This window comes from Thiobacillus denitrificans ATCC 25259, from assembly GCF_000012745.1.
GTDB lineage: Bacteria > Pseudomonadota > Gammaproteobacteria > Burkholderiales > Thiobacillaceae > Thiobacillus > Thiobacillus denitrificans_B.
Genome location: NC_007404.1, coordinates 796,191 through 822,168, shown reverse-complemented (window position 1 = coordinate 822,168; position 25,978 = coordinate 796,191). Strand labels below are relative to the sequence as shown.

Genomic DNA, 25,978 nt, shown 5'->3' with positions numbered 1-25,978 from the left:
TTTCCTTATCCCGACGCGGCGTCGGGGCTCAAAGCGTAAATCGCTGGCAGGTTGCGCCACAGTCCGTAGGCGTCCATGCCGCAACCAAAGACGTAGCGGTCGGGGACTTCGAGTCCGACGAAGTCCGCCCGCACGGGTTTGACGAGGCCGTTGGCCTTGTCGGTCAGCACCGCCGACCAGACGCGTGCCGCGCCCATTTCCAGGAGCTTGGCGCGCACCGCCGCGAGCGTCTCGCCTTCGTCGAGGATGTCGTCGAGCACGAGCACGGCGCGGCCGGCGACGCTCTTGCCGGGGAGCACGCGCCACTCGATCTCGCCGCCGCGGGTCTTGCCGCGGTAGCGGGTGACGTGCAGGTAGTCGAATTCGAGCGGAAAAGCGAGACGCGTAAGCAGCTGCCCGGCAAACACGACCGCTCCCCCCATCACCGCGAGCACGAGCGGCATTTCGCTGGAGAGCGCCTCGCCGATTTCGCCAGCCAGGCGATCGAGCGCGGCCTGCACGCGCTCGGCGGTCGCGACGCACTCGGCATCGTGGAGCAACTGCTGCGCTTCGTGCGGTGTCATGAGCGGCGGTGAAATCGGCGAAAGTCGGCAGTCTAAGCCGTCGCCGCCGATGTTTCCAGCGCGCGCTCGGGTCGAGTAAGCTTGCGCGATGCCGATTTCCGCACCCGACATGCCCGACGCGCTGGGCTGGTTGCCCGCTGCACGCCGGGTCCCCTCGCCCAATTGCGACCCGCGTCCGCCGGGAACGGCCGTCGAACTGATCGTCATCCACAACATTTCGCTGCCGCCCGGCGTCTTCGCCGGCGACGCCGTGATCGAGCTCTTCACCAACCGCCTCGACTGGGACGCCGATCCCTATTACCAGGCGATGCGCGGGCTCAGGGTCTCCGCCCATTTCTTCATCCGCCGCGACGGCAGCCTGCTGCAATTCGTGCCATGCACGCTGCGCGCCTGGCACGCGGGCGCATCGAACTGGCAGGGGCGCGAACGCTGCAACGATTTCTCGATCGGCATCGAACTCGAAGGCAGCGACGACGTGCCTTTCGACGACGCGCAGTACGCGACCCTGCGCCGGCTCGTCGACGTGCTGAAGGCCGCCTATCCGATCCAGGGCGTCGCCGGCCACAGCGACATCGCGCCCGGCCGCAAGAGCGACCCCGGCCCGCATTTCGCCTGGCACCGCCTCGACGCGACAGCCTGAAAAGCACCGACCCGCCTCGAATCGACGGCTCTCGCCGGCCGCACGTCCGCGGTAAAATTCCGGGTTTGCTCTTCAGGACTCAGCCCATGCGTCTCGGCACCCCGCTCTCGCCATCGGCGACCCGCGTCATGCTGCTCGGCGCCGGCGAACTCGGCAAGGAGGTCATCATCGCGCTGCAGCGTCTCGGCGTCGAAGTCGTCGCCGTCGATCGCTACGAGCATGCGCCCGGCCACCAGGTCGCGCATCGCGCGCACGTGATCGACATGACCGACGGCGCCGCGCTTCGTGCGCTGATCGAGGCCGAAAAGCCGCTGCTCGTCGTCCCGGAAATCGAGGCGATCGCGACCGAGGCCCTGCTCGAGATCGAGCGCGCCGGTCTCGCCGAGGTGATTCCAACCGCGCGCGCCGTCAATCTGACCATGAACCGCGAGGGCATCCGCCGGCTCGCCGCCGAAACGCTCGGCTTGCCGACCTCGCCCTACGCGTTCGTCGACAGCTACGCCGAGATGTGCGCCGCGGCCGAGCGGCTCGGCTATCCGGTCATCGTCAAGCCGGTCATGTCGTCGTCGGGCAAGGGGCAATCGCGCGTCGACGACGCCGGCGAGATGCGGGCGGCCTGGGATTACGCCGTGCGCGGCGGGCGCGTCGACAAGGGCCGCTTCATCGTCGAGGGCGTGATCGACTTCGACTACGAAATCACGCTGCTGACCGTGCGCGCACGCGCCGCCTCGGGCGCGATCGAAACCCGTTTCTGCGCGCCGATCGGCCATTTGCAGGTCAAGGGCGATTACGTCGAATCGTGGCAGCCGCAGGCGATGTCGCCGACCGCGCTCGAACGCGCGCGCGAAATCGCCGCGGCGGTCACGGGCGAGCTCGGTGGTCGCGGGCTTTTCGGCGTCGAACTCTTCGTCAAGGGCGACACCGTGTGGTTTTCGGAAGTGAGCCCGCGGCCGCACGACACCGGCATGGTCACGCTCGCGACGCAGCGGCAGAACGAGTTCGAACTGCACGCGCGCGCGATCCTCGGGCTTCCGGTCGACACCGGCCTGCGGGAACCCGGCGCGTCGGCCGTGATCTACGGCGCTGTGGACGCGCGAGGCATCGCGTTCGACGGCGTCGACGACGCGCTCGCGGCCCCGGGCGTCGACCTGCGGCTCTTCGGCAAGCCCGAGGCCTTCGCCCGTCGCCGCATGGGCGTCGCGCTGGCGACGGCCGACTCTCCCGACGCGGCCCGCCTGCTGGCGAAGGCCGCGGCGGCCAAGGTCAAACCCGTTCCCGTATGACTGGTGCGAACATGCAAACCCATTACGACCGCCTCGGCGGCGCCGACACGATCCGCAGGCTTGTCGACCGCTTTTACGACCTGATGGACGAGGACCCGGACTATTACGGCATCCGCAAGCTTCATCCCACGGACCTCACGGAATCGCGCAACAAGCTGGCGTGGTTTCTGTCCGGGTGGACCGGCGGCCCGCCCGAATACACCGACCGTTTCGGCCATCCCTTCCTGCGCCGCCGCCATCTGCCCTTCGTCATCGGCGAGAGCGAGCGCGACCAGTGGATGGGCTGCATGATTCGGGCGATGCAGGACGTCGGGCTCGACGCCGCGCTACAGCAGGAACTGACCGCTGCGCTTTTCCAGACGGCGGACTTCATGCGTAACCAGCCGCAGTGACATGAGACGCTTCCTGGCCTGGAGCCTCGCACTGCTTCTGCTGCTCGGCGTGACCGTGTTGCCCTGGATGATGCTGGACGACGCACCGGCGGTCGAACCGGTCGGCGAGTTCCGCCGCAAGGATCTCGCGTGGATCAAGTCGCTGTTCCAGAAACACGATCCGCGACGCCAGACCCCCGACGTGGTCCACAGCATCCGGCTCGACGAATCCGAACTCAACCGCCTTCTCAACTACGCGGTGGAACTGCACCGCGTGACCGGCATCGCCGCCGAACTCACGCCCGGGGGCGCGACGCTGACCGCGACGCTGACCGCGCCGCGCAATCCCTTCGGGGCCTACCTCAACGTCACGGCCGAGGTCGCCGAGGCGCCGGGCGGCGTCCGCATCGAAAGCCTGCAGCTCGGCAGCCTGCCGGTTCCGGGCGTGATCGCCGACTGGATCGCACGCCGCGTCCACGCGCGGCTGCGCCGCGACGAGACCTACGCCGCCCTGGCCGACGCGTTTTATCGCGTCAATTTCGACGAGAACCAGGCGACGCTCGACTACCGATGGCGGCCCGAACTGCTTACCGAAATCGAGCAGAAAAGCGTCGAGATCCTGGTCCCGCCGGCCGACCAGGCACGCATGCTCGACTATGCGCAATACCTCGACGGCCTGCTCAAGCGCCACCGGGAAGGCAGCACGGTGCCACTCGTGCAGGTGGTCGCGCCGCTGTTCGAGCACGCCCGGCGCGCCGGCGGCGACCCGCGCGAGCATAATCGCGCCGCGCTCACGGCGATCGCGGCGCACCTGTCCGGCATCAGTCTCGCCAAGCTACTCGAGGGTGAGGGCCGCTCGATACGGCGCAGTCCGCGCGTGCTGCTCTCGCTGCACGGCAGGCGCGATTTCGCCGAGCATTTCATCATTTCGGCGGCGCTGTCGGCCAATGGCGGCAGCCGGCTCGCCAACGCGATCGGCCTGATCAAGGAGGAGGAAGACGCGAACCGGGGCTCGGGCTTCAGCTTCACCGACCTTGCCGCCAACCGCGCTGGCGTGCGGCTCGGCGACCGCGCCACCGGCGAGCCGGCCGCACGCGTGCTGCAGCACCTCGCGGCGGCACGAAACGACGACGCGCTGCTGCCGGACTTCCGCGATCTGCCCGAATTCATGGCGCAGGCCGAGTTCGATCGGCGTTTCGGCCCGGTCGGGGGGCCGCGCTACCTGGCCGTGATCGAGCGCATCGACGCGCGCCTCGCCGCACATCCGCTCACCAGATAGCAAAAACCCGGTTATAATGCCGGGTTTCCCGCAAGCCTGCCGACCGCTCGAATCGAGTGGAACTGCCCCGCACTGAAGGCCGGAAGCGGATTTCCACTCGAATAGGCGCTCAATCATGTCCCGCAAGCTTCGCAACATCGCGATCATCGCGCACGTCGACCACGGCAAGACCACGCTCGTCGACCAGCTTCTCAAGCAATCCGGCACCTTCCGCGACAACCAGGCCATCGACGAACGCGTCATGGACTCGAACGATCTCGAGAAGGAGCGCGGCATCACCATCCTCGCGAAGAACACCGCGATCACCTACGGCGACTACCACATCAACATCGTCGACACGCCGGGGCACGCCGACTTCGGCGGCGAAGTCGAGCGCGTGCTCGGCATGGTCGACGGCGTCGTGCTGCTGGTCGACGCCGTCGAGGGCCCGATGCCTCAGACGCGCTTCGTCACCAAGAAGGCGCTGGCGCTGGGCCTGCGTCCAATCGTCGTGATCAACAAGGTCGACCGCCCCGGTTCGCGCCCGGACTGGGTCGTCGACCAGACCTTCGACCTGTTCGACAAGCTCGGCGCCACCGACGACCAGCTCGACTTCCCGATCATCTACGCCTCGGGCCTGAACGGCTGGGCCTGCCTCGACCTCAAGGACGCACCCTCGCAGGGCGGCAGCGCGGCCGACATGAAGCCGCTGTTCGACACCGTGCTCGCGCACGTCCCCACCCCGCCTGGATCGGCCGACGCCCCGCTGCAGCTGCAGATCGCCGCGCTGGATTATTCGACCTATACCGGCCGTCTCGGCGTCGGCCGCGTGCTCAACGGCCGCATCAAGCCCGGCATGTCGGTGGTGGTGATGAACCACGAGGAACAGGTCGCCACCGGCCGCATCAACCAGGTGCTCGGCTTCAAGGGCCTCGACCGCGTGCCGGTGGATGAAGCCGAAGCCGGCGACATCATCATCATCTCCGGCCTCGACGACATCGGCATCGGCGTCACCATCTGCGACAAGGAAAACCCCGTTGGCCTGCCCGTGCTCGGCGTGGACGAACCGACCCTGACCATGGACTTCATGGTGAACACCTCGCCGCTCGCCGGCACAGAGGGAAAGTTCGTTACCAGCCGCCAGATCCGCGACCGCTTGAACAAGGAACTGCTGACCAACGTCGCGCTGCGCGTCGACGACACCGGCGACGCCGACGTGTTCCGCGTTTCGGGCCGCGGCGAACTGCACCTGACGATCCTGCTCGAGAACATGCGCCGCGAAGGCTTCGAGATGGCCGTCGCCAAGCCGCGCGTGGTGTACAAGGAAATCAATGGCGAGAAGTGCGAGCCCTACGAAAACCTGACCATCGACCTGGAAGACGAACACCAGGGCGGCGTGATGGAAGAGATCGGCCGCCGCCGCGGCGAACTGACCAACATGGAATCCGACGGCCGCGGCCGCACCCGCCTGGAATACCACATTCCCGCACGCGGCCTGATCGGCTTCCAGTCCGACTTCATGACCATGACGCGCGGCACCGGCCTGATGAGCCACGTGTTCGACGACTACGGTCCGGTGAAAGCCGACCTGCCGGGCCGTCATAACGGCGTGCTGGTGAGCCAGGACAACGGCGAGGCCGTGGCCTACGCGCTGTGGAAGCTGGAAGACCGCGGCCGCATGTTCGTCTCGCCCGGTGACAAACTGTACGAAGGCATGATCATCGGCATCCACAGCCGCGACAACGATCTGGTGGTCAACCCGATCAAAGGCAAGCAGTTGACCAACGTGCGCGCCTCCGGCACCGACGAAGCGGTGCGCCTGACCACGCCGATCAAGCTGACGCTGGAATCCGCCGTGGAATTCATCGATGACGACGAACTGGTGGAGATCACACCGAAGTCGATTCGCATCCGCAAGCGCCACCTGCAGGAACACGAGCGCAAGCGCGCCAGCCGCGCAGCGGCGTAATACGAAACCCGGCCCCGCGCCGGGTTTTTTTTCTTGTCGCGCCGCCGTTTGTTGCTGGTGCCCTTAAATTATCAGGTCACGGCGTGTTTGAGGTCGTGAATGAGGTATATCGCTAAAGGAGCGAGCAAACCACTGATAAACATTCCAGGCACTTGAAATACTGCGATCAATAGCAGAGGTGTGAGCGAATCCTTGACGTGAAAAATAAACCAACCGTGCGTGCTATTCAGAATAGGAGGCAAATGAATATGCGCATATCGGGGTCATGAAAAATAATAAAAATAGCCGTGCACGCAGCCAAGCTTGTCCTGGACTCCAGCCCTTCAATTCCTGAGCCTTTCTCGTCGCTTGATTAACAAAGTTCAGCACCCCCCTGTAATTAGCCAGCCAAGCTATCGTTCTCGCGTTATAGGTTGCAACCCCCCAGACCCCGATACCAATAAGATTGGTGTAATAGCGCGCGGGCATTTGGCCATCCATGAACGGTCTGGTTACACCAAGCCCTACGAAATGCAGGCTATCAACTAGCGGTGTAACAATTTTGTCGGCCAATGTGAGCAATTCCTGGCTTTCTGAAGCGATCGTGGAATACACGATTAACAAACTTAGCGGTATGAGGAAGTACGGTTTTTGCGGGAAACCGAACCGATACAACTCTGGGGCCCGCTTCATTTCGTTTTCTCTCTCAATCATTTAATTCCATCCTCACCTGACCGAGGCCACGGGCTGGGGCTCGAATGTCTGGACTAGCAGTTAACCCTCATGGTCGTCCGTAAGGCTGCATACCCCTCCTTGCTGGAGGAGGGGTATGCAGCCTTACGGGGCTATCTTTGCAGAATAACGCCTTTAGCCGAGTGTGAACCGATCTGTCGAACACGGCGCGGTTGCCGACCGAGGTACCTAAAACGCCACGCAGGGCCTCTATGAACGAGACGGTTTCTCCCATTCTTGCGGGAGCGGTTGCGCAAGCGTAGGCACAGCAAAATCGACTTGGTCAGCTCACCACGGGGCCGATCCAGACGCAGTGACGGCGAATGGGCGGACGCGGCGACTTCAACTTTGATTTCATGTCACCCGAGGCTGCCGTCGGTCAGCTCCGAGGTTTGGTAGATGTTCAATCAGCTGTTTCGTTACTGCCCGCAACATCCGTGTTTTCTTGATCTCCGCGTCTAGCCATAGAAGATTCAAGGGCGACAAGTTACCAAATGGCGTCATCGCGAGCAGGTAGAATTCACGCCATGCCAGCCTTCGAAATCGCCCTCCTGATTGGACTCGCCGTCCTCCTCGCCGTCAGCGTGATCCTGCTCGTGCGGCTCCAGTCCCTGCGCCGCGACCAGCAGGCCCTGCCCGCCCAGCTCGTGCACGACATGGAAGCGCGCCATCGCGCGGTGCTGAGCGATCTCCACGGCGGGCTCACCCAGCAGTCCGACCGCATGCAGGCCCAGTTCGCCGCGCTGCAGGTCGCGCAGACCGAGCGTCTGGCCGACACACGCGCCGGGGTCAGCGAACACCTCGGCCAGTTCCAGACCGCGATGCTCGAGAAGCTGATCGAGCAGGGCCGCGCCGAGCAGGCGCTGCTGCAGGACACGCTCAAAGGCATGAGCGCGCAGTTCGGCGAACGCGTCCAGCAGCTGTCGCAGACCGTCGACGGCCGCCTCAACGAAATTTCGGGCAAGGTCGCCGAACGGCTCGACGAGGGCTTCAAGAAGACCAACGACACCTTCACCTCGGTGATGACGCGGCTGGCCGTCATCGACGAGGCGCAAAAGAAGATCGAGGGCCTCGCGAGCAACGTCGTGAGCCTGCAGGAAATCCTCGGCGACAAGCGCTCGCGCGGCGCGTTCGGCGAGGTGCAACTCGAGGCGCTGGTTCGCAACAGCCTGCCGCCCGACGCCTACGCCTTCCAGCACACCTTGAAGGGCGGCGCCCGCGCCGACTGCGTGCTGATCCTGCCGGAACCGACCGGCACCGTCTGCGTCGACGCCAAGTTCCCCCTCGAAAACTACAGCCGCATGTTCGACGACGCGCTGCCGGCCGCAGAACGCGAGGCGGCACGGCGCCAGTTCAAGATGGACGTCCGAAAGCACGTCGACGACATCGGCACGAAGTACGTCGTCGCCGGCGAGACCTCCGATGGCGCGGTGATGTTCCTGCCGGCCGAGGCGGTGTTCGCCGAAATCCACGCCTACCACCCCGATCTCGTCGAACACGCGCAGAAGAAGCGGGTCTGGCTGACCTCGCCGACGACGCTGATGGCCGTGCTCAACACCGCGCGCGCGGTGATCCGCGATTCCGAGACGCGGCGCATGGCGCACGTCATCAAGGACGAACTCGCGAAACTCGCCAAGGACTTTGCGCGCTTCGACGAGCGCATGAAGAAGCTCGCCACGCACATCGAACAGGCGAGCAAGGACGTCGGCGACGTGCGCATCTCGAGCGACAAGATCACCAAGCGCTTTGCGCAGATCGAGCGGGTCGAGCTCGAGCACCCCGACGCGGTGACGGCCCGCCTGCTCGACGCCGACGAATGAGCTGGTTCGCGCGCTGGCGTCGCGAGCGCATCCTCCGCACCCACCTCGTTCCCGAACCGGTCTTCGACGACGCGGTCGCGCGCCTTCCAATCCTGCAGGGGCTCGCGGCCGACGAGCGCGCGCGGCTTCGGCGCCACGCCAGCTTGCTCCTCCACGACAAGACCTTTTCGGCCGCAGGCGGCGCTGAGGTCGACGAGGCCGTGCAGTTGTCCATCGCCGTGCAGGCGAGTCTGCTGATCCTCAATCTCGCCGAGGACAGTTATGACGGCTGGCGCGAGATCATCCTCTACCCCGACGAATTTCTGCGCCCGCGCGAGGAGATCGACGAGGCCGGCGTCGTCCACCGCAGCCGCGACATCCTGGCCGGGGAATCCTGGCACGGCGGCCCGCTCGTGCTCTCGCTCGCCGACGTCGAAGCGGGCGGCCCGGCCGACGGCTTCAACGTCGTGCTGCACGAATTCGCGCACAAGCTCGACATGCTGAACGGCGACGCCAACGGGTTTCCGCCGCTGCACCGGGGCATGAGCGCGGCGGCCTGGGCCGCGGACTTCGGCAGCGCCTACGACGACTTTTGCGCCCGCGTCGACGCCGGCGAAGACACCGCGATCGATCCCTACGCGAGCAGCGAACCCGCCGAGTTCTTCGCCGTGCTAAGCGAGGCCTTCTTCGAGCTGCCGCACCTGCTGCACGCCGAGTATCCGGCGGTGTACCGGCAAATGGCGCTGTTCTATCGTCAGGATCCGCGCGCGCGCACGAGGTCCGGTGCATGACGGCGCGGCGACCGCGGACCGCGACCCGGGCCGACGCCATCGCGCCCTTCCACGTCATGGACATCCTCGCCCGGGCGCAGGCGCTCGAGGCCGCCGGACGCGACATCATCCACCTCGAAATCGGCGAGCCCGACTTCGCCACGCCGGGGCCGATCGTCGAAGCCGGCATCGCCGCTTTACGCGCAGGCCATACCCGCTACACCGGCGCGCTCGGCCTGCCTGCGCTGCGCCGGGCCATCGCGGAATTCCATCGCACCTACTGGGGCACACCGGTCGAGGCCGAGCGCGTCGTCGTCACGCCGGGCGCCTCGGGCGCGCTCCTGCTCGTGCTCGGGCTTCTAGCCGGCCCCGGCGACGAGGTACTGATGGCCGACCCCGGCTACCCCTGCAATCGCAACTTCGCGCAATTCTGCGATGCGCGCGCGGTCGAAATCCCGGTCGACGCCGCGAGCGGCTTCCAGCTCACGCGCGAAGCGATCGAGCGCCACGCAACCCCGGCGACACGGGCCGTGCTGATCGCCAACCCGTCGAATCCCACCGGCACGACGATCGACCCCGAGGCCCTCGCGGACATCCATGCCTGGTGCGCGGCGCGCGGCATCGCGCTGATCGTCGACGAGATCTATCTGGCACTCACCTACGACGGCGACACGCACAGCGCCGCGCGCTGGGACGACGTGTTCGTGATCAACAGCTTTTCGAAGTGTTTCCTGATGACGGGCTGGCGACTTGGCTGGCTGGTCGCGCCAGCCTGGGCGCTGGCCGCACTCGAACGGCTCGCGCAGAATCTTTTCCTCGCGCCCCCCACGCCCGCCCAGCACGCCGCGCTCGCCGGCTTCGAACCCGCGACGCTTGCCATCCTCGAGACGCACAAGGCCGAACTGCGTGCGCGCCGCGACTTTCTGCTGCCGGCGCTCCGTGCACGCGGCTTCGCGATTCCGGTGATCCCCCACGGCGCGTTCTATCTCTACGCCGATTGCAGCGCGCTGGCCGCCGACAGCCAAGTGCTCGCCGGTCTGCTGCTCGAGCAGGCCGGCGTCGCGACGACGCCGGGCGTGGATTTCGGCCGCCACGACCCCGCGCGCTATCTTCGGATCGCCTACACCCAGCCTAAACCGCGGCTCGACGAGGCCCTCGCGCGCATCGACCGTTTCTTGCGCCCATGAAAAAACCGGCCCGAAGGCCGGTTTTTTCGTGTTCCTGACCCGGAATTACTGGGCGGGAGCGGGTTCTGCAGGAGCAGCTTCGCCAGCCGGTGCTTCGGCAGCGGGCGCTTCAGGAGCCGGAGCTTCAGCAGCAGGTGCTTCCATGGCCGGTGCTTCAGCAGGCGCTTCCATCGCGGGCGCTTCGGCAGGTGCAGCAGCTTCTTCTTTTTGGCCGCAAGCGGTCATCGAAGCGGCCAGCAGAGCAGCCAGGAGAACGGAATATTTCATTTTGATTTCCCTTTACTTATACATACGTAGATAAAAACCCACACCAGAGATCGGTCCGGGACTTGTGATCCAGCCGACGCGCGGAATTCTAGCAAATCGCCAACGGAAAACCACAAGCCGGTCATTTTCTTCAATTTTGTAAAAATTGCGTTGTGCGGCTACAACAGGTCAGGCGCAATCGCCCGCCGGGCGGCCCGAGGCGCGCGCCATTCAGGGCGCCGCGAGCTTCGCCTGCACAAAAACCACGAGCTTTTCCGGCAGGTCACCGGCGACCAGCGCGCGGCCATAGGCGACACGCGCCGCCGCGGCATTTCCCTCACCTTCGCGCGCGAGGCCCAGACCCATCCACCATCGCCCGTTCCCCGGCGCCGTCTTGACCGCCTGCTCGTACTGCCGCGCGGCCTCGCCGGGCCGACCGATGCTCAGCAGCAGCGCCGCGAGCGTCGCCCGATACTCGGCGTCGACCGTGCGGCGTTCGATGCCGTCGCCGAGCGTGGCGACCGCCGCAGCGATGTCTCCGCGTTCCGCCTGCACGCGCGCGAGGCTCAGCGCGAACCACGGGTGGTCGGGCGACGCGCGAAGGCCCGCGGCCAAGGTCGCTTCGGCTGCGCCGTACTGACCGGCTTCGTGGAGCAACGTCGCCAGCAACTGGCGCGCCGCGGCGTGCCCGGGAGCGATCCGGAGTGTGTCGCCGAGCAGCGTGCGCGCTTCGCTTTCGCGGCCACCCTGCGCCAACGCTGCCGCCCTGCGATAGCTGGCTTCGGCCTGCGCATCGGCACTCGGTGGGCTGAAGTCCTTGCGAATGCGCGTCTCCCGCGCGGCTGTACTCGCCGGCGCAGACGGCGCCGCGACGGCCATGTCGGATGCCTGCGGCGCGCCCTGATCGGCGATAGGGACGGCTTCGACCCGCGGCGACGAATCCGCCCGCGCGGTAAGGGCCGGTATCGGGGCGGGCGTTCGCGGCATCGCGACCCGCGGTGCCGGTTCGGGTGCCGGTTCGGGTGCCGGTTCGGGTGCCGGTTCGGGTGCCGGTTCGGGTGCCGGTTCGGGTGCCGGTTGTGTAGCGGGTTGGTGCGCTGCTTGCAGTTCGGTTTGCGGCGCGGCCGGATGGGCAGCGGCGGGCGTGAGCGGCGGCATGGCCTCCCCCGGCACGCCGAACTTGAACCAGCCGAACAGCGCGGCAGCGGACACGAGCACGGTCCCCGCGATCACCGGCCGCCAGTCGCGCCGGCGAACGGCGACCGGGGACGGCAGGGGCACGCCGCCTGCCGCGGCCCGGCGCGCGTCGAGCTCGCGCAGCGTCTGGTTGATGATGCTCATGGCAATGAACTCCGCAAGGCTATAGCGCGAGATAAAGCGCGGCGACCGTCGCGCCGGCGAGCAGCGCGGCAAGCCCAGCATGCCGGGCCAGACCGCGAGCGCGCGACGCTGTGTCGGCGGTGTCGCGCGCGGCGAGCCGCACCTCGCGCCAGCCGACGCGGTCGAGGCCGCGGCCGTACGCGAGCAGCAGGGCTTTATGCGCGATGACGTTGGCGACGCGCGGCTCGCCCCCACTCGTCCGGTGCAACCCCCGCAGCGCGCGCGGCGTGAAGTAAACGCGCCCGCCCTCCGGCTGGGCCGCGTGTTCGAGCCGATGATCGAGGTAGGCCCTCATCTCGTCGCGATCAAGTGCGCGCAGCCGCTCGTGAAAGCTGATCCGGGTCTTGAGTTGCGGGATCGCGTTGAGCCGCGCGTCGAGCTCGGGCTGACCGAAAAGCACGATGGTCAGGAGCTTGCGCTTCTCGGTTTCGAGATTCGACAGCAGGCGCAGCGCCTCGAGGCTGTCGGCTGGAATCGCCTGGGCCTCGTCGAGGATCAGGACGACGTGGATGTCGCGCTGCGCCAGTTCGAGCAAGCGCGACTGAATTGCCTTGTGTACGCCGAAGCCGCCGCCGTCCGGCGAGATGCCGAGTTCCTCGGCGACGCCGAGCAGGATGCCGGCCGGATCGAGCGCGGGGTTGGGCAGATAGACCGCCTGGCAGTTCGCCGGCAGGGACGCGAGCAGCATGCGGCACAGCAGCGTTTTTCCGGTGCCCACGGCGCCGACGATCTTGATGAAACCTTCGCCGTTTTCGAGGGCATAAAGCAGCGTGTTGAGCGCCTCGCGATGCGGCGGCGAGGCGAAAAAGAAATCGGTGTCGGGCGTGAGCCGGAACGGTGCCTCGCTCAACCCGAAATGCGCAAGATAGGACAGCCCGCTGCCCGCGCCGACCGCCCGCCTGCCCGCATCGACGATCGACGCGTTGTCAGGACGCGCGGACGACGCGATCACGGATTCGCGGCTTGCCGCTCGAGCTTCTCGAGACGCGCCCGCGTCGCTTCCGCGTCGGCCTGCCAGTCTTCCTGGCTGTCGATGACGGTGGGCTTGATCAGGATCACGAGCTCGCTCTTGCTCGCGCTGCGCGCGGTGTTGCCGAAGAAGTAACCGAGCAGCGGCACGCGTCCGATCGCGGGAACACGGTTGGCGCTGTCATCGAACGACTGTTTCATCATGCCGCCGATCGCGACGATGCGGCCGTCTTCGACCTGCACCACGCTGTCGGTTTCCGAGACCGCGCTCGACGCGAGCGGCAGCGTGAGGCTGCCCGCGGCGCCGGCGTCGATGTTCTTGATTTTCTCGGTCACCACGCTGACCGACGGACGGACATGCAGCGTGATTCGCCCGCGCTCGTCGATCTGCGGCGTGACGTCGAGCGCGATCCCCGAGAAGAAGGGCTGCAGCGTCACGCTCGGCGTCGTCGTCGTGCCCGCGCCGCCGGTGTTGCTCGTCGTGGAGACGTTGGTCACGAAGAAGTCGTCGGTACCGACCTTGAGCACCGCCTTCTGGTTGTTCAGCGCGGCGATCCGCGGGCTCGACAGGACATGGACCGCGCCCTGGGTTTCGAGGAAATTGATCAGCGCGGCGAAGCTCTTGGTCTGGAACGCCAGTCCGAAGATGCCGCCCGAGGTTCCCGATGCGGCCGGCAAACCGCTGCCGAGGACGCTGCCGAGCGAGCCCGAAGCCGCGCCCGTCACCAGATTGAAGTTGCCCGCATCGGCGCCGGACGAGTACTTGTGCCGCCCCTCGTGCAGCGCCGCCCAGTTGATTCCGGTCTGGAAGCCGTCGCTGAGCCGCACCTCGATGATTTTTGCTTCGAGCATGACCTGGCGCTCGACCGCGAGCGCGGTCGCCTTGAGGAAACGCTCGACTTCGCGCATCGTCCGCGGCGGCGTCTTCACGACGACGACACCGGACTGCGGACTCAGGATGACCTTGCCCGATTCGCCGACGATGGCGTCGAGCGCGAGCTTCAGTTCGCCCCAGAAATCCGAATTGACCGCGGTACTGATCTTGCTCGTTTCGAGCGACTGCTGGTTGCTGCTGCCGCTGCCGCCTGCGGACGCGCCGTTGCCGTTGCCCGAGGCGGCGCTGACCGAGCCCGAGATCACGCGCGTGTCCGACGCACCGGCGCGGGTTCCGGCCAGATAGTTGACCTTGAAGATCCGCGTCTGCGGGGTCAGCGGGTGCACCATGACGCGGCGGCCCTCGATCGTGTACTCGTAGCCGTAAAGTTCGCGGATCGCAGACAGCGCTTCGGGCACGGTCACGTTCTTGAGGTTGGCCGAAACCGAGCCCGCGACTTCCGGGTGCACGAGCATGCTGTAGGGCGTGCCGGAGACGATCGCCAGGAACACCTCCTGCGCCGGCGCGCCGCTGACCGCGAGATCGAAGCGGGGTTCGGCTGGCGCAGCAACTTTCGGACGCTCGAGCTTGATGGGCGGCATCAGCGCAGCGCGGGCCTCATCGTCGCTCAGGGCCGGTGGTGCAACGGGCTTCGCCTGCGCGGCCTGCGCGACGTCGTCGCGGATCGCCTGCCGGGTATCCTGCCCGGTGAGCGTCGCGGCGCAGCCGGCCAGCGCGAGCGGCGCAGCGAGCAATAGGGTCTTCATCATCCGCAATGTCTCCTGTTTTCTTATTTCCCGCGCGGCCGTTTTTCGACCTGCGGGTAGAGTCTGAGCACCGTGGTTTCACCGCCGCGGCGCAGCACGACCTCGCTTTCGCCGATGCGCACGATGCGCGCGTCCTGGTAGTGCCCGCCCTCGGCGAACTCGCGTCCACCGATGACCGCGATGCGGGTGTGCCCGTTGCGCTTGATCGCGGCGAGCGTCGCACCCGCTCCGGCTTCCGCGCCGCCGGCGCCCGGCGCAACCGGGAGCGCGGTCGGATCGGGCAGCGCCAGTGCAGCGAGCGGCGCCGCTAGCAGCGCCGCAAGAACGGGACGCATCATACGCGCAGCCATGTTTCCTCCAGGCTCAGGGTGTTGACGATCAGGGTGAGCGAGAGCGCGGGTCGCTCGGCCGCATCGAGCGTCGCCGACGTCCAGCCGAGTTGCCACGGCAGCCCCTCGAGGCGCTCGAGGTATGCGACGAGCTCGGCATAGGGGCCAGTCACGGTCACCTCGAAGCCGTGGCGATAAAACCCCGGCGGCGCGTCGCCCGGCGCGTTCTGCACGGCAACGGGCTGCGGGCTCAACGTCTTGAAGCCGACGACATGCACCCGGCCCTCCCCGTCGATCACGTCCTTCAATACCTGCTGCATGCGCTCCGGTGCGATCAGCAGACGTTCGCGCGCCTCGAGTTCACGGGCAAGTTCGGCCAGTCGTGCCTCCTCGGCGGCGAGCGCATCGCGGGCCGTCCGGTCGGGGTCGACACGCAACGTGTCGCGGACCGCGGCGGTCTGCTGCGCGATCTGCTGCAGCGCCGCCCGGGCGCTTTGCACCCGCTCCTGTGCGCGCTGCTGGCGCTCGCGCGCGGGGTCGATCACCAGGGTCTGCACGAGGGCGAGCGCGAGCATGACGGCCGCGGCGAAGACGAAGGCGCGCTCGCGCGGACTCATGCCCTCGATACGCTCTCCGAGCTGCTGAAACTTGTCACGGAGCATGCGGCTTTCCTTCCGTGCTGCCGGGCGCATTGCCCGAATAAAGGGTGAAATCGACGGCCGCCAATGGCGCGTCGGCGTCCTGCCGCGCCGGATCGGCCCCCCGCGGCGCCGCCGCCTCCATCCCCGAGAATTTCATCCCGGCGAACGGCGCCTGCCTGCCGAGACGCTCGATGTAGTCGCCGACGAGGCCCACACTCAGGGCCGAGCCCTCGAGCGAGACGTAGTCCGCAGAGAGCACGAAGCCGTTGAGCCAGACGCCGTCGATGCGGCCGTGGGCGAGCGCGCGCAACCGCTCTGAGAAGCCCTTCGAACCTTTTTCGATGACGCCCTCGAGCGACGCGAGCACCGCCTCGCGCTGCACGGTCTGGGCGCGTGCGAAGCTCACGCGCTCGGCGAGCAACGCGCTCGGCGGGCGGATCGCTGCGCTCAGGCGGTCGAGCTCGTGCTGCGCCTGCGCCGCCCGCGCCTCGTGCTCGGTGGCCTCGGCGTCGAGTGCCCGGGCGCGATAGTGCTGGTAGCCCGCCCAGGCCAGAGCCAGCGCGACGATCGCGACGAGCGCGAGACCCATCTCGCGCACGCCGAAGACGTAGCGCTTGCGCAGCAGCAGGGGATTGGCGAGGTTGATCTGCTGGCTCATGGCTGGCTGTCTTCCATGCGCAGCGCCGCGCCGATTGCGTGGAAGCACGGCGGCGGCAGCGTGTCGACCTCGGGGAAGGCCGAGGTATCGAGTGCGCTCGCGAAGGCCAGCACGTCGACCGGCAGCGCGAGGTTGCCGGCGAGGCCGTCGCGCAGGCGCCCGATCGCCTCTCCCGGCAGCAGCAGCAGGCGGTCCACCGGAATGCCGCCGAACTGACGGTCGAAGTGGTCGAGGCTGCGCTGGATTTCCAGCGTCAGGCGCTCGAGCGCGCCCTCCGGGTCGCTCTCGAGCAGCCCGGGGTTGACGCCGAGCGTGCGTGTCATGCAGAGCTCGCCGTCGAGGGTCAGCGTCAGCAGGCCGCCGGTTTCGACGAAGGCGAAGACGGCGAGAGCGCGCCCGCGCGTTTCGAGGCGCGCGACGAGGTTGCGCTGCGCGGTCTCGATGATGTCGATGATCGTCAGGTGCAGGCCGGCGTTGGTCGCGAGTGTGGTCTCCTCGGCCAGCAGCGCGTTACGCGCGGCGACGGCAAAAATCTGCCGGACGTGGCTGAGATGCTCGGGATGCGGCACGTCGAGCACGTCGAGCGTGCCGTCGTTGGCATGGAAATCGAGCGTGTCCTGCATTTGCCAGCGCACCGCCGACTTGATTTCCTCAGCCGGGACGTTCGGCGCGTCGAGCAGACGCATCTTGTAGTCGGCGGGACGCAGCACCAGGCTGAGCGGGCCGCGCCGGGGCAGCTTCGACAGCGCTTCGTTCCAGTTGTTGTCCTTGACCGGGACGACGCCGACGTCGAGCAGCTTCGGTACGGCGGCACGGCGATCGACGCGCGCGTAGGCGACGCGCCCGGGAAGGCGCAGGTAGGCGGTGAGGCCCAGTTCAGCTTTGCGACGCAGGAAGCGCATGATCGAAGGTCAAAAATTTTCCGAAATTAAACAAACACGTCGTTGCGGTCAAAATCTTTCAGTACAACTCGCGCACATAGATCTGCGCCCGGCTGCCGCGATGAAGGCCGAAGCTCGCGCGCGCCGCCGGATCCTGGTCGTAGGCGCCCCCGCTCCAACGGCCCCGCAGCCATGACTGGTCCGCGCCGACCGCGGGCGTCGTCGCACCACCGACGCAGCCGCTGCCGCCGCCGACCCCGTCGAGCCGCACGACGAGGTCGACGCTGCCGCTGTTGTTCTGGCCCGGCGCGCCGAATCGCAGATTGCCGCGGCCGGCGTTGAAACGCCCCGACAGCGCCGACGAAGTCTCGCAGGCGACGAGGTTGCGTTGCCAGTTCGACAGCACCACGTGATTGGCCGCAAGCCGCGTGCAGAAATCCGCGGCGTTGCGCACGAAGCCCGCGGCGGTCCAGTGCTGGGTCTCGATCGCGACCGGCAGCGGGAGCAGCTCCGAACCGTGGGCGTTGCGCAGGACCAGGCGGCCGAAGCGGATCTCGTCGCCGGAATCGAAGGCGATGTCGGGGAACTGGGCCGGCGTCGCGGTCTCGATGACGCCGTTGCCCGGTTCGCCGTTTTCCGCGCTGTCCCGGACACTTAGCGACAGATTGACGTCCGCGCTGAAGGGTGTCAGCGGCAGGCTGCGCGCGAATGCGATAAGGCCGTTCGCATCGGGGCTCAGGGTCCCGCTGCCGGAACCCGTCTCGCTCACCGCCGACGTGCCGATCAGGCCGGTGTCGAGCGTGCCCGTGACCGCCGTGTAGCTCTCGGTCACGCCGGAGGCCGCGAGTTTCCACAGCGCACCGGCGTAGTTGACGGTGACGCCGCCGCCCGCATTCTTCGCGGTGATCGTTGCCTGCGGCAGCGTCGCGTAGCCGAAGGGTTGGCCGACGTAGGTGAAGGAACGGGTGCCGCAGGTGGTGTCGTTGAAGGTTTTGAAGACGGGCGTGTTCGCGGCGACGAGGTCGAAATGGTCGGGGACGAAGCGGCCGACGTTCGCGGCCCCGGATACGACATGGCGTTCGGCCGGCGTCGAATCGGCCGCGTCGACGTCGGCAAAGTGCCGGTCGACGAGTGTCATGGCAAACGCGCCGACTTCGGAATAGGTTGCGGCCATGGTCGCGACGGTGCCCGTGCCGACGACCGACCAGGCACCGGTCGCGAGCAGGCCGGGCGTGCAGGTTCCGCTCGGCAGCAGGCAGCCCGCGAGGTCGGCCTCGGGACTGTCGACGTAATTCGCCGTACTCGCGCCGCCGGCGTTGACCGCCCTGGCCGCGATGCGGAACGGGCGGCCTGCCCTGTGGACGACACCGCCGTTGACCAAAAGGTTGTCGAGCGCGCGCGCCGTGCCGGCGGTGCTGCTGTCGGCGTCGCTCACGACCACGCCCTCGAAACGCTCGGGGCGGATCGCGAAGTTGTCGTTCGAGCAGGCGAAGACCGTCGGCGCCGACGCCGGGTAGCCGATTCGCACCCGCACGTCCTTCCAGGCGTCGCTGACCGCCGCGAAGCCGAGCGTCGCCCGTCCGCCGCTCAGCGCTGCGGCCGGCACGGTCTGCAACAGCGTCGCGCTCGCCGGGCAATTGCGGGCGTCGAGACCCACGCCCGTCGTCGTGTTGCCGAGCAGTTCGACGCGGACGTTGCCATTGAACCAGGCATCCTGCGCGCCGCCGCTGATCGCGATGACGTCGAGGCTGAAGGCGCTGCCCGCGCGCTTGGTGCGTATCACGCCGGTCGTCGCACCGGCCGGCGTCGCCGATTCGAAGGCGTTGAACCCCGCCGGCGCCGGGTTGATCACCGTGACCCCGGCGCTGGCCGTGTTGTTCGCCGTCACCGGGTCGCGATTGTCGGAGGCGACGGTGGCGGTATTGGTCCAGGTGCCGACACTGTTGCCGCTTGCCGTGAGCGTGAGCGTCTGCGACGCCCCCACGGCGAGTGACCCCAGGGTCCAGAGGCCCGTCGCGACGCTGTAGATCCCGGCCGACGCCGTGTGCGACACATAGGTCAGGCCGGCCGGCAGCGTATCGGTGACGATCAGCGTGCTGCCGATGTTGGGGCCGAGGTTGGTCACCGTCACGGTGAATTTGACGCTGGCGCCGAGGAGAATACTGGCGGCGCCGGCCGTCTTCGTGATCCGCAGATCAGCAGCCGCGCCTGCGGGCGTGTTGCCGCCGCAGCGGGTCTCGTAGGAATTGGCGCCGACGCCCGGCGTGTTGCGCCACGGGCCGACACCGTCGGGGGTGCGGTCGACCCCTTTGCGGGCGGCGTCGATCTCCAGGTCGGTCGGCGGGCTGAGGAAGGCGCAGCCCGGATAAGGCGTGTAGAACGGCGTCCCCACGGGCAGCGACGAATCCCGGACGCGCAGGATGTCGACGACGTCGTCGTTGCCGTCGAGCAGAACGATGTCCGCGTCCTTCGGTGCGGCCTTGAGGTCGAACACGTGATATTCGCCGCAGGCGTTGCCCGACGTGGCTGGAAAATCGCGCTGCGCGTAGCCACCGGCACTTGAATAGACGCGCACCTTCCAGCCCGTCATGGCGGTCGCGACATTGAGCCGCTTCACCTCGACGAACTTGTCCTGGTGGTTGTACTCGTTGAGTGTGGCCCTGCCGATCTCGGGCGAGCACTGGCCTGCGCCGAGGGCTGGCGCCGTGACCAGAAGCAGCGCCGTGGCGCAAAACCCGCCGAGCAGCACACGGCTCAGGCGGACGGCTCGGTCGAGTGATTTGCGGCCCAGGGTTCGCTTCATTTCGCCAGGGTCGCGCGGATTTGCCGCTCGACCCGATCCAGCCCACCGACGGCGCCCGTGCTCGCCGTCGCCGTGATCTCGTAGACCGCGACCGTTGCGGCACCGTCATCTTCGAGCGAGCGCAGGCACTCGACGCTGACCGCGAAACCCGCGAGCGTGCCGTCGAGCGTCAGCAGCGTCGGCGAGGTCGGGCACGGCGTCGGCGCCGGCTGCAGGGCCTGCGGGTCGGTGACCTGCCAGGCGGCCCATTCGATCCCGGCCCGCGCCGCCTGGCTCGCACGCGCCCCCTGGATGTCGAGCGCGCTGCTGAGCTGGCTGCTGCGCGAGAGCAACACCATGTAGCCGCCGAGCGCCGCGAGCACGACGAGCAGGAAAATCGCCGTCGGCAGCGCGAAGCCGCGCATGTGGGTGCGGGAACGAGGCCGGCCGCTCATGGCTGGTTGCTGACCTGCGTCGCTGCGTAGAGCCGCACCGATTCGCCGCCGTCGCTCAGCGCCAGCGTCATGCTGACGAGGCCGCCGCGCTCGGTGACGCCGGGCTCGTAGGTAAAGGTGCAGGCGCTGACGCCGGTCGTGAGCAGCGCGCGCGGCGTCGCCGCGGTGATTCCGGCGAAGGGATCGTAGCCCCAGAAGCGCGTGAGCGTGCCGGCGGCGAGGTTGCATTGATACGCGACGGGCCCGTCGACGACCTGGAAGCGGTTGCCCGGTGAGGCGAGCGGGAACTGAAACGGCGTGATCGCGATGTTTTTCGCGCTCGGAACATCGCCGCCGGTGTAGGTCGTCATGTTGACCCCCGACCAGGCGTCGGCGCCCTCGATGCCGAGGTTGTAGATCGCGATGCGGTCGCCCGTCCGCATTTCGACACCGGGACCGAGCACGTCAAAGCTCGCATCGGCCCCCGTGAAGTCGAGGATGTCGCCGCTGCCGTCGGCGCGGTAGCGCCCGCCCGCCCGCGTACCGAGGAATTCGAGCGACGGCCCGCCCGGAATCGTGTCGACGAGCACGCTGTTGGGAAGCGCAAGCCGGATGTCGCGCTGCATGCGCCGCAAGGCCGTGTCGGCGGCGTCGACGAGGCCCGCGCGACGGTCTTGCGCGACGTAGCTTTCGATCGGCCCGCGCAGGAACACCGCGACCATCGCCCCGACGACGGCGGTGACCGCCATCACGATGATCATTTCGACCAGCGTGAAGCCTGCGCTGTCAGAGATTGGGCGCATGACGCGTGCGGTAGCCCGAGAGGCTGACCGTCTGGTTGCCCGGGCCGCTGACCGTGACCGTGACGAGCAGCGTTTCTCCGGCCGGGATGCCGTGGAACGCGCCGGCAGGCTGCACCGCGACGCGCGCGCTGTAGGCGTCGAGGCCCGCGACGGAATTGCCTGCCAGATCGACGATGCCGGTCATGGCAAAGCCGTCGTAGTCGTTGACGTTGTCGAAGGGCGTGAGGTTGGCATGGCGCGTTTCGCTGGCGTCTTCCGGCCCTGGGCCTTCTGGGGTCGTCGCGCACCCCGAGGCGTCGGCGGCCGTCTCCACGTTCGCATCGTCCGGATCGCAATAGGTAAAGGGCTTGGCGAGCACTTCCTCGAGCAGCGATTCGGCGATCGCGAGCGCCTGCTTGCGCACCATCGGGTCGCCGCTCGTCCGCACGTTGAGGCCATAGAGCGCGAGCACGCCGGTCACCGCGATGCCGACGACGACGATGAAGACCAGGAGCTCGATCAGGCTGACGCCGCGCGCCTTATTCATGGACGTAGCCCGTTTCGCGTTCGACGCGGATCGGATACGTCGCCGCGCCGACGACCTGCAGGACGAGCGGCGCCGTGATGTCCGGGCCGCCGCTTGCGGCAAAACCAAGCGTCGTCGCCGGCGCGATCGCCACGCCATTCGGCGCCGTGATCGTATAGGGCTTCTCTCCCCCCGGGCCGGGCGCCTGGTCCGCCGCCGGACACGGCGAGGTCGCGACGTAGCACAGGCTCGCGTCGGCCGCCGTGATCTGGACGAACACCGCGCGCCGTTGCGCGACCGCGAGCTTCTGCGCGAAGCGCAGGGTCGCGGCGAGCTCGTCGGCGAAGCCGCGGGTGTCGAAACCGTTATTGCCGACCAGGCGCGGCATCGCCACCGCCGCGATGATGCCGGCGATGACCATGACGAGGATCAGCTCCACCATGGTAAAACCGCGGCTAGTGCCGCGGTTTGAGTGAGCCATGACGCGATGCGATCAGCAGCCCGCGGTATTCACGGCGCTGACTACCGGGGCGGTATTGGCTGCGGGCGAGGTGTAGGTGAACGAGCAATTCGCGGGGGTGGTCCCGCCGTCCACCCGAACCGTCAGCACCGAGCCTGCCGCAGCGCCTCCGCCGGCCACGCTGTAGCCCTCGGGATCAAGCGCAGTGTTGGCGGCAGCGACCCCCGTTCCCGCGGGGAAGAAGGTCGAGATCAGCCCGCTCGCGTTGAGAATACCGAGCACGTTGGCCGTGGGATAAGTGTTGACGATCTGGACCAGCCCATTCTCGGTACAGATGTTGGTCGTATTGTTCGCCGGGTCGGGACCAAAGCCGATGGCCGACCCGCAGTTGGCCGTGTCAGCCACGCCGGCGCGAGCGAGCGCGGCCCCATGAACCATCGCCGCCGCTGCCTGCACGGCGCCGCGCGCCGCATTGAGCTTGGCGATCCGCGCGTCGCGCTGGACGTTGGTGAACCGCGGCAGCGCCACCGCCGCCAGAATGCCGAGAATGACGATGACGACGATCAGTTCGATCATGGTGAAACCGTGCTGCCTGGACTGCATGCCCTTTTGGGTAATCATTATGTTCTCCACAGGTTTGGACGAGTTCACTGCCGGCCCGCAAGCGCGGCAGCGCTGCAACTATTTCGGCGTTGGTGCGCCGGACTTGAACGAAAAACGCGAAATCACGGCGAAAAACTCACTTGATCGCGACGCTCGCGAGGTCCCACATCGGCAGGAAGACGCCGAGCGCGAGCACGAGCACGAGGCCGCCCATGGCGGCGATGATGATCGGCTCGATGCGCGCCGAGAGGGTCTTGATCTCGTAGTCGACCTCGCGCTCGTACATCTCGGCGACTTCCTGCATGAGTTCGTCGATGCTGCCGGTCTCCTCGCCGACCGCGATCATCTGCAGCACGACGGCGTTGAACACGCCGGCGTGCTGGGCCGTGCGCAGGATCGATTCGCCGCGCTCGATGCCGTTGCGCATCTGCTCGACGCGCGAGCCGATCCAGGCGTTGTCGGTGACTTCGGCGACGACCGAGAGCGCCTGCGCCACCGGAATGCCGCTCTTCATCGACAGCGCGAGCGTGCGCGCGAAGCGCCCGAGCGTGCTGCGCAGCACGATCGACCCGGTCAGCGGCAGGCGCAATTTCAAGCGGTCCCAGACCAGACGGCCGTCGGGCGAGGCGCGCCAGAGGCTGAAGCCTGCCCCGGCGAGCACGGCGCCTGCGAGCAGATACCAGCCGTAGGCCAGCGTCAGGCGCGAGGTCTCGATCAGGATGCGGGTCATGAGCGGCAACTCGGCGCCAAACCCGGCGTAGACCTTGGCGAAGGCCGGGATCACGAAGACGTTGATGACCGCGACGGCGACGACCATGGCGATGAGCACGAAGGTCGGGTAGCGCAGCGCCTCCTTGATGCGGGCGCGCGTCTCGCGCTCGAATTCGAGGTGTTCGAACATGCGCAGGAAGATTTCATCGAGGCGCCCCGTCGCCTCGCCGACGCGCACCATCGCGACGTAGAACGGCGAGAACACGCGCGGGTGCTGGCGCATCGCGGTCGACAGGTCGCGCCCGGCTTCGAGCGATTCCTTGAGCGAGGCGATCACGCGCGCGAACGCGAGATTGGCAGTCGACTCGATCAGGCCGGCGAGCGCGCGCAGGATCGGCACGCCGGCGCGCAGCAACGTGTAGAGCTGGCGCGAAAAAAGCTGTACGTCGATCGGCTTGATCCGCGGCGCGAAGAGCCCCGACGCTTCGCTGCCGGTGCCGCGGCGCTCCGAGCGCCCGGTCTCGCGGATCGTGATCGGCGCGATGCCGCTCTTCAGGAGGCTCGCCGCGCATTCGGTCGCGCTTTCTGCTTCGAGGATGCCCTGCGCCTTCTCGCCGCCCTGGGTGCGGCCGGTGTAGCTGAAACGCATCAGTGCGTCTCGTCCTGCGCGCTGACCCGCATCGCCTCGGACAGCGAGGCGACGCCGCTGCGCGCGAGCGCGAGCGCCTGATCGCGCAGCGTGCGGCCGGCGAGTTCGGCGCGAGCGGCGAGGACGAACTCGGCCGGCGGCTTGCGCGCGAGCGCGTCGGCGAGCGGCGCGCTGATCTCGAGCAGTTCGTGGATCGCCTGGCGGCCGGCGTGGCCCGTGCCGTGGCAGCGCTCGCAGCCGCGTCCCGCCACGTAGGCGTCGCCCTCGGCATAGGCCGCGCCGAGCCACACGCGTTCCTGGGGGGTCGGCACATGCGGCGCCTTGCAGTGTTCGCAGACCTTGCGCAGCAGGCGCTGCGCAAGCACGCCCTGAACCGAGGTCGCGACCATGAACGACGGCACGCCCATGTCGAGCAGGCGCACCGGCGTCGACGCGGCGTCGTTGGTGTGCAGCGTCGAGAGTACGAGATGGCCCGTCATCGCGGCGCGCAGCGCGATCTGCGCAGTCTCGGGGTCGCGCATCTCGCCGACCAGGATGACGTCGGGGTCCTGGCGCAGCATCGCGCGCAGCACCCGCGCGAAGCTGAGGTCGATCTTGTCGTTGGCCTGGACCTGGTTGACACCGGGCAGGCGGTATTCGACCGGGTCCTCGACCGTGATGATCTTGGTGCCCGGGTCGTTGAGTTCGCCGAGCGCGGCATAGAGCGTCGTCGTCTTGCCGCTGCCGGTCGGGCCGGTGACGAGGACGAGGCCGTTGGGGCGGTGCAGGATCGCGCGGAAGCGTTCGAGCATCGCGGGCGGCATGCCCAGCGTGTCGAGCGTCGGCGCGTTGTCGCCCTGGCTCAGGAGGCGCATCACGACCGATTCGCCGTATTGCGTCGGCATCGTCGACAGGCGCACGTCGACGGTGCGGCCGCGCACCTTGACGGCGAAGCGGCCGTCCTGCGGCAGCCGCTTCTCCGAAATGTCGAGCCCGGAGACGATCTTCAGGCGCAGCGCCAGCGCGGGGGCGATCCTGAGGTCGGCCTCGGTCTGCCGATGCAGCACGCCGTCGATGCGAAAGCGGATCATGAGCTGCTTTTCCTGCGGCTCGATATGCACGTCCGAGGCGTTGACCTGCAGTGCGTCCTCGAACAGCGTCTGCAGCAGCCGCACCACCGGCGCGTCGGCCTGGCCTTCGCCGAGCGCGTCGAGGCCGATGATGCTGGCCTCGCTCTCGCCCATGTCGCGTGCGAGTTCCTCGGTCAGGCCGTGGATGTCGTCGGTGCGCCGGTACAGGCGGTCGATCGCCGACAGGAGATCGCCCTCGGCGACGACTGCGAGCTGGATGCCGCCCTCGATCAGGCGCGCGACCTCGTCGTAGGCGAACAGGTCGGTCGGGTCGGCCATGCCGACGAAGATGTCGCCTTCGCGCCGGCCGAGCGGAATCGCGCGGAAGCGCCGCGCCTGGGTCTCCCCGAGCAACTGCAGGATCGACGGGTCGGGGTTGAATTTCCGGAGGTCGACGAAGGGAATCGCGAGTTGGCGGGCCAGCGCCTGGGCGATGTCGTTCTCCCCGGCGAGGCCCGACTCGACGATGATGCGGCCCAGCCGCCGTCCGCTCTTCTTCTGCGCCGTCAGCGCGATATCGAGGTCGGCGGCCGAAATGACCTTCTGTTCGACGAGCAGATCGCCGAGGCGGATTTTCTGGCGCGCCGCGGGCGCGGCGGCCGGCGGAACGGTCTCGGTCAGCATGG

The 25,978-nt window shown here is 67.7% G+C and carries 26 protein-coding genes; 8 read left to right on the top strand and 18 right to left on the bottom strand.

Annotated elements, in window-relative coordinates; genetic code table 11:
• Positions 1-5: 5 nt before the first annotated feature.
• The gene (locus TBD_RS03945; protein WP_011311289.1) at positions 6-563 is read right to left on the bottom strand and encodes a hypoxanthine-guanine phosphoribosyltransferase; all 558 of its coding nucleotides are present in this window, start codon (positions 561-563) and stop codon (positions 6-8) included.
• Between the two features lie 88 nt (positions 564-651).
• Between TBD_RS03945 and ampD the strand changes: the two genes are divergently transcribed.
• From ampD to typA, 5 genes are all read left to right on the top strand, one after another.
• Positions 652-1,203 (top strand): 1,6-anhydro-N-acetylmuramyl-L-alanine amidase AmpD, encoded by a 552-nt coding sequence (gene ampD, locus TBD_RS03940; protein ID WP_011311288.1) that lies wholly within the window; start codon positions 652-654, stop codon positions 1,201-1,203.
• A gap of 86 nt (positions 1,204-1,289) precedes the next feature.
• Positions 1,290-2,486 carry a formate-dependent phosphoribosylglycinamide formyltransferase gene (gene purT, locus TBD_RS03935; RefSeq protein ID WP_011311287.1) on the top strand — a complete coding sequence of 399 codons (1,197 nt, stop codon included), beginning with the start codon at positions 1,290-1,292 and terminating at the stop codon, positions 2,484-2,486.
• Positions 2,487-2,497: 11 nt separating this feature from the next.
• The gene (locus TBD_RS03930; RefSeq protein ID WP_011311286.1) at positions 2,498-2,878 is read left to right on the top strand and encodes a group II truncated hemoglobin; all 381 of its coding nucleotides are present in this window, start codon (positions 2,498-2,500) and stop codon (positions 2,876-2,878) included.
• Between the two features lies 1 nt (position 2,879).
• Positions 2,880-4,136, top strand: a complete 1,257-nt coding sequence (locus TBD_RS03925) for a hypothetical protein (protein WP_011311285.1) — start codon at positions 2,880-2,882, stop codon at positions 4,134-4,136.
• A 115-nt stretch (positions 4,137-4,251) separates the two neighbouring features.
• Positions 4,252-6,084, top strand: coding sequence for a translational GTPase TypA (gene typA, locus TBD_RS03920; RefSeq protein WP_011311284.1), 1,833 nt, complete (start codon positions 4,252-4,254; stop codon positions 6,082-6,084).
• A gap of 222 nt (positions 6,085-6,306) precedes the next feature.
• On the opposite strand, the gene TBD_RS14735 is transcribed toward typA, so the two are convergent.
• Positions 6,307-6,777, bottom strand: a complete 471-nt coding sequence (locus tag TBD_RS14735) for a hypothetical protein (protein ID WP_011311283.1) — start codon at positions 6,775-6,777, stop codon at positions 6,307-6,309.
• A gap of 545 nt (positions 6,778-7,322) precedes the next feature.
• On the opposite strand from TBD_RS14735, the gene TBD_RS03915 reads away from it, so the two are divergent.
• From TBD_RS03915 to TBD_RS03905, 3 genes are read left to right on the top strand one after another with little or no spacing between them, the layout of a single operon-like run.
• Positions 7,323-8,615, top strand: coding sequence for a DNA recombination protein RmuC (locus tag TBD_RS03915; protein ID WP_011311282.1), 1,293 nt, complete (start codon positions 7,323-7,325; stop codon positions 8,613-8,615).
• Positions 8,612-9,385: a zinc-dependent peptidase gene (locus tag TBD_RS03910; RefSeq protein ID WP_011311281.1), complete on the top strand. Its 774-nt coding sequence runs from the start codon at positions 8,612-8,614 to the stop codon at positions 9,383-9,385. The genes TBD_RS03915 and TBD_RS03910 overlap by 4 nt, the downstream gene beginning before the upstream one ends.
• Positions 9,382-10,551: an aminotransferase class I/II-fold pyridoxal phosphate-dependent enzyme gene (locus tag TBD_RS03905; RefSeq protein ID WP_011311280.1), complete on the top strand. Its 1,170-nt coding sequence runs from the start codon at positions 9,382-9,384 to the stop codon at positions 10,549-10,551. Before TBD_RS03910 ends, TBD_RS03905 begins: the two co-directional genes overlap by 4 nt.
• Positions 10,552-10,596: 45 nt before the next feature.
• Here the strand turns inward: TBD_RS03905 and TBD_RS14465 are convergent, their stop codons facing one another.
• The 16 genes from TBD_RS14465 to TBD_RS03825 form a co-directional block, all read right to left on the bottom strand.
• A complete protein-coding gene (locus tag TBD_RS14465) occupies positions 10,597-10,818 on the bottom strand; it encodes a hypothetical protein (RefSeq protein WP_041432328.1) in 222 nt (73 codons plus the stop codon).
• Between the two features lie 210 nt (positions 10,819-11,028).
• Positions 11,029-12,138 carry a tetratricopeptide repeat protein gene (locus TBD_RS03895; RefSeq protein ID WP_011311278.1) on the bottom strand — a complete coding sequence of 370 codons (1,110 nt, stop codon included), beginning with the start codon at positions 12,136-12,138 and terminating at the stop codon, positions 11,029-11,031.
• Positions 12,139-12,157: 19 nt separating this feature from the next.
• Positions 12,158-13,129 carry an ExeA family protein gene (locus TBD_RS03890; RefSeq protein WP_011311277.1) on the bottom strand — a complete coding sequence of 324 codons (972 nt, stop codon included), beginning with the start codon at positions 13,127-13,129 and terminating at the stop codon, positions 12,158-12,160.
• Positions 13,126-14,790 (bottom strand): pilus (MSHA type) biogenesis protein MshL, encoded by a 1,665-nt coding sequence (gene mshL / locus TBD_RS03885; protein ID WP_011311276.1) that lies wholly within the window; start codon positions 14,788-14,790, stop codon positions 13,126-13,128. Before mshL ends, TBD_RS03890 begins: the two co-directional genes overlap by 4 nt.
• Before the next feature lie 20 nt (positions 14,791-14,810).
• Positions 14,811-15,137 carry a hypothetical protein gene (locus TBD_RS14200; RefSeq protein ID WP_011311275.1) on the bottom strand — a complete coding sequence of 109 codons (327 nt, stop codon included), beginning with the start codon at positions 15,135-15,137 and terminating at the stop codon, positions 14,811-14,813.
• Complete coding sequence (gene gspM / locus TBD_RS14195; RefSeq protein ID WP_011311274.1) at positions 15,122-15,778, bottom strand: type II secretion system protein GspM; 657 nt, start codon at positions 15,776-15,778, stop codon at positions 15,122-15,124. The genes TBD_RS14200 and gspM overlap by 16 nt, the downstream gene beginning before the upstream one ends.
• Positions 15,768-16,415 carry a PilN domain-containing protein gene (locus TBD_RS03870; protein WP_011311273.1) on the bottom strand — a complete coding sequence of 216 codons (648 nt, stop codon included), beginning with the start codon at positions 16,413-16,415 and terminating at the stop codon, positions 15,768-15,770. The genes gspM and TBD_RS03870 overlap by 11 nt, the downstream gene beginning before the upstream one ends.
• Positions 16,412-17,317, bottom strand: coding sequence for a hypothetical protein (locus TBD_RS03865; protein WP_011311272.1), 906 nt, complete (start codon positions 17,315-17,317; stop codon positions 16,412-16,414). The genes TBD_RS03870 and TBD_RS03865 overlap by 4 nt, the downstream gene beginning before the upstream one ends.
• A gap of 58 nt (positions 17,318-17,375) precedes the next feature.
• Complete coding sequence (locus TBD_RS03860) at positions 17,376-20,099, bottom strand: DUF11 domain-containing protein (RefSeq protein WP_011311271.1); 2,724 nt, start codon at positions 20,097-20,099, stop codon at positions 17,376-17,378.
• Positions 20,096-20,533, bottom strand: a complete 438-nt coding sequence (locus TBD_RS03855) for a hypothetical protein (RefSeq protein ID WP_011311270.1) — start codon at positions 20,531-20,533, stop codon at positions 20,096-20,098. The genes TBD_RS03860 and TBD_RS03855 overlap by 4 nt, the downstream gene beginning before the upstream one ends.
• Positions 20,530-21,315: a type II secretion system protein gene (locus TBD_RS03850; protein WP_011311269.1), complete on the bottom strand. Its 786-nt coding sequence runs from the start codon at positions 21,313-21,315 to the stop codon at positions 20,530-20,532. The genes TBD_RS03855 and TBD_RS03850 overlap by 4 nt, the downstream gene beginning before the upstream one ends.
• The gene (locus TBD_RS03845) at positions 21,299-21,841 is read right to left on the bottom strand and encodes a type IV pilus modification PilV family protein (protein WP_011311268.1); all 543 of its coding nucleotides are present in this window, start codon (positions 21,839-21,841) and stop codon (positions 21,299-21,301) included. The genes TBD_RS03850 and TBD_RS03845 overlap by 17 nt, the downstream gene beginning before the upstream one ends.
• Positions 21,834-22,301, bottom strand: coding sequence for a pilus assembly FimT family protein (locus tag TBD_RS03840; RefSeq protein ID WP_011311267.1), 468 nt, complete (start codon positions 22,299-22,301; stop codon positions 21,834-21,836). Before TBD_RS03840 ends, TBD_RS03845 begins: the two co-directional genes overlap by 8 nt.
• 12 nt (positions 22,302-22,313) lie before the next feature.
• Positions 22,314-22,901, bottom strand: a complete 588-nt coding sequence (locus tag TBD_RS15215; RefSeq protein ID WP_011311266.1) for a type II secretion system protein — start codon at positions 22,899-22,901, stop codon at positions 22,314-22,316.
• Between the two features lie 118 nt (positions 22,902-23,019).
• Positions 23,020-24,243 (bottom strand): type II secretion system F family protein, encoded by a 1,224-nt coding sequence (locus TBD_RS03830; protein WP_011311265.1) that lies wholly within the window; start codon positions 24,241-24,243, stop codon positions 23,020-23,022.
• The gene (locus tag TBD_RS03825) at positions 24,243-25,976 is read right to left on the bottom strand and encodes a GspE/PulE family protein (RefSeq protein ID WP_011311264.1); all 1,734 of its coding nucleotides are present in this window, start codon (positions 25,974-25,976) and stop codon (positions 24,243-24,245) included. Before TBD_RS03825 ends, TBD_RS03830 begins: the two co-directional genes overlap by 1 nt.
• Between the last annotated feature and the right edge of the window lie 2 nt (positions 25,977-25,978).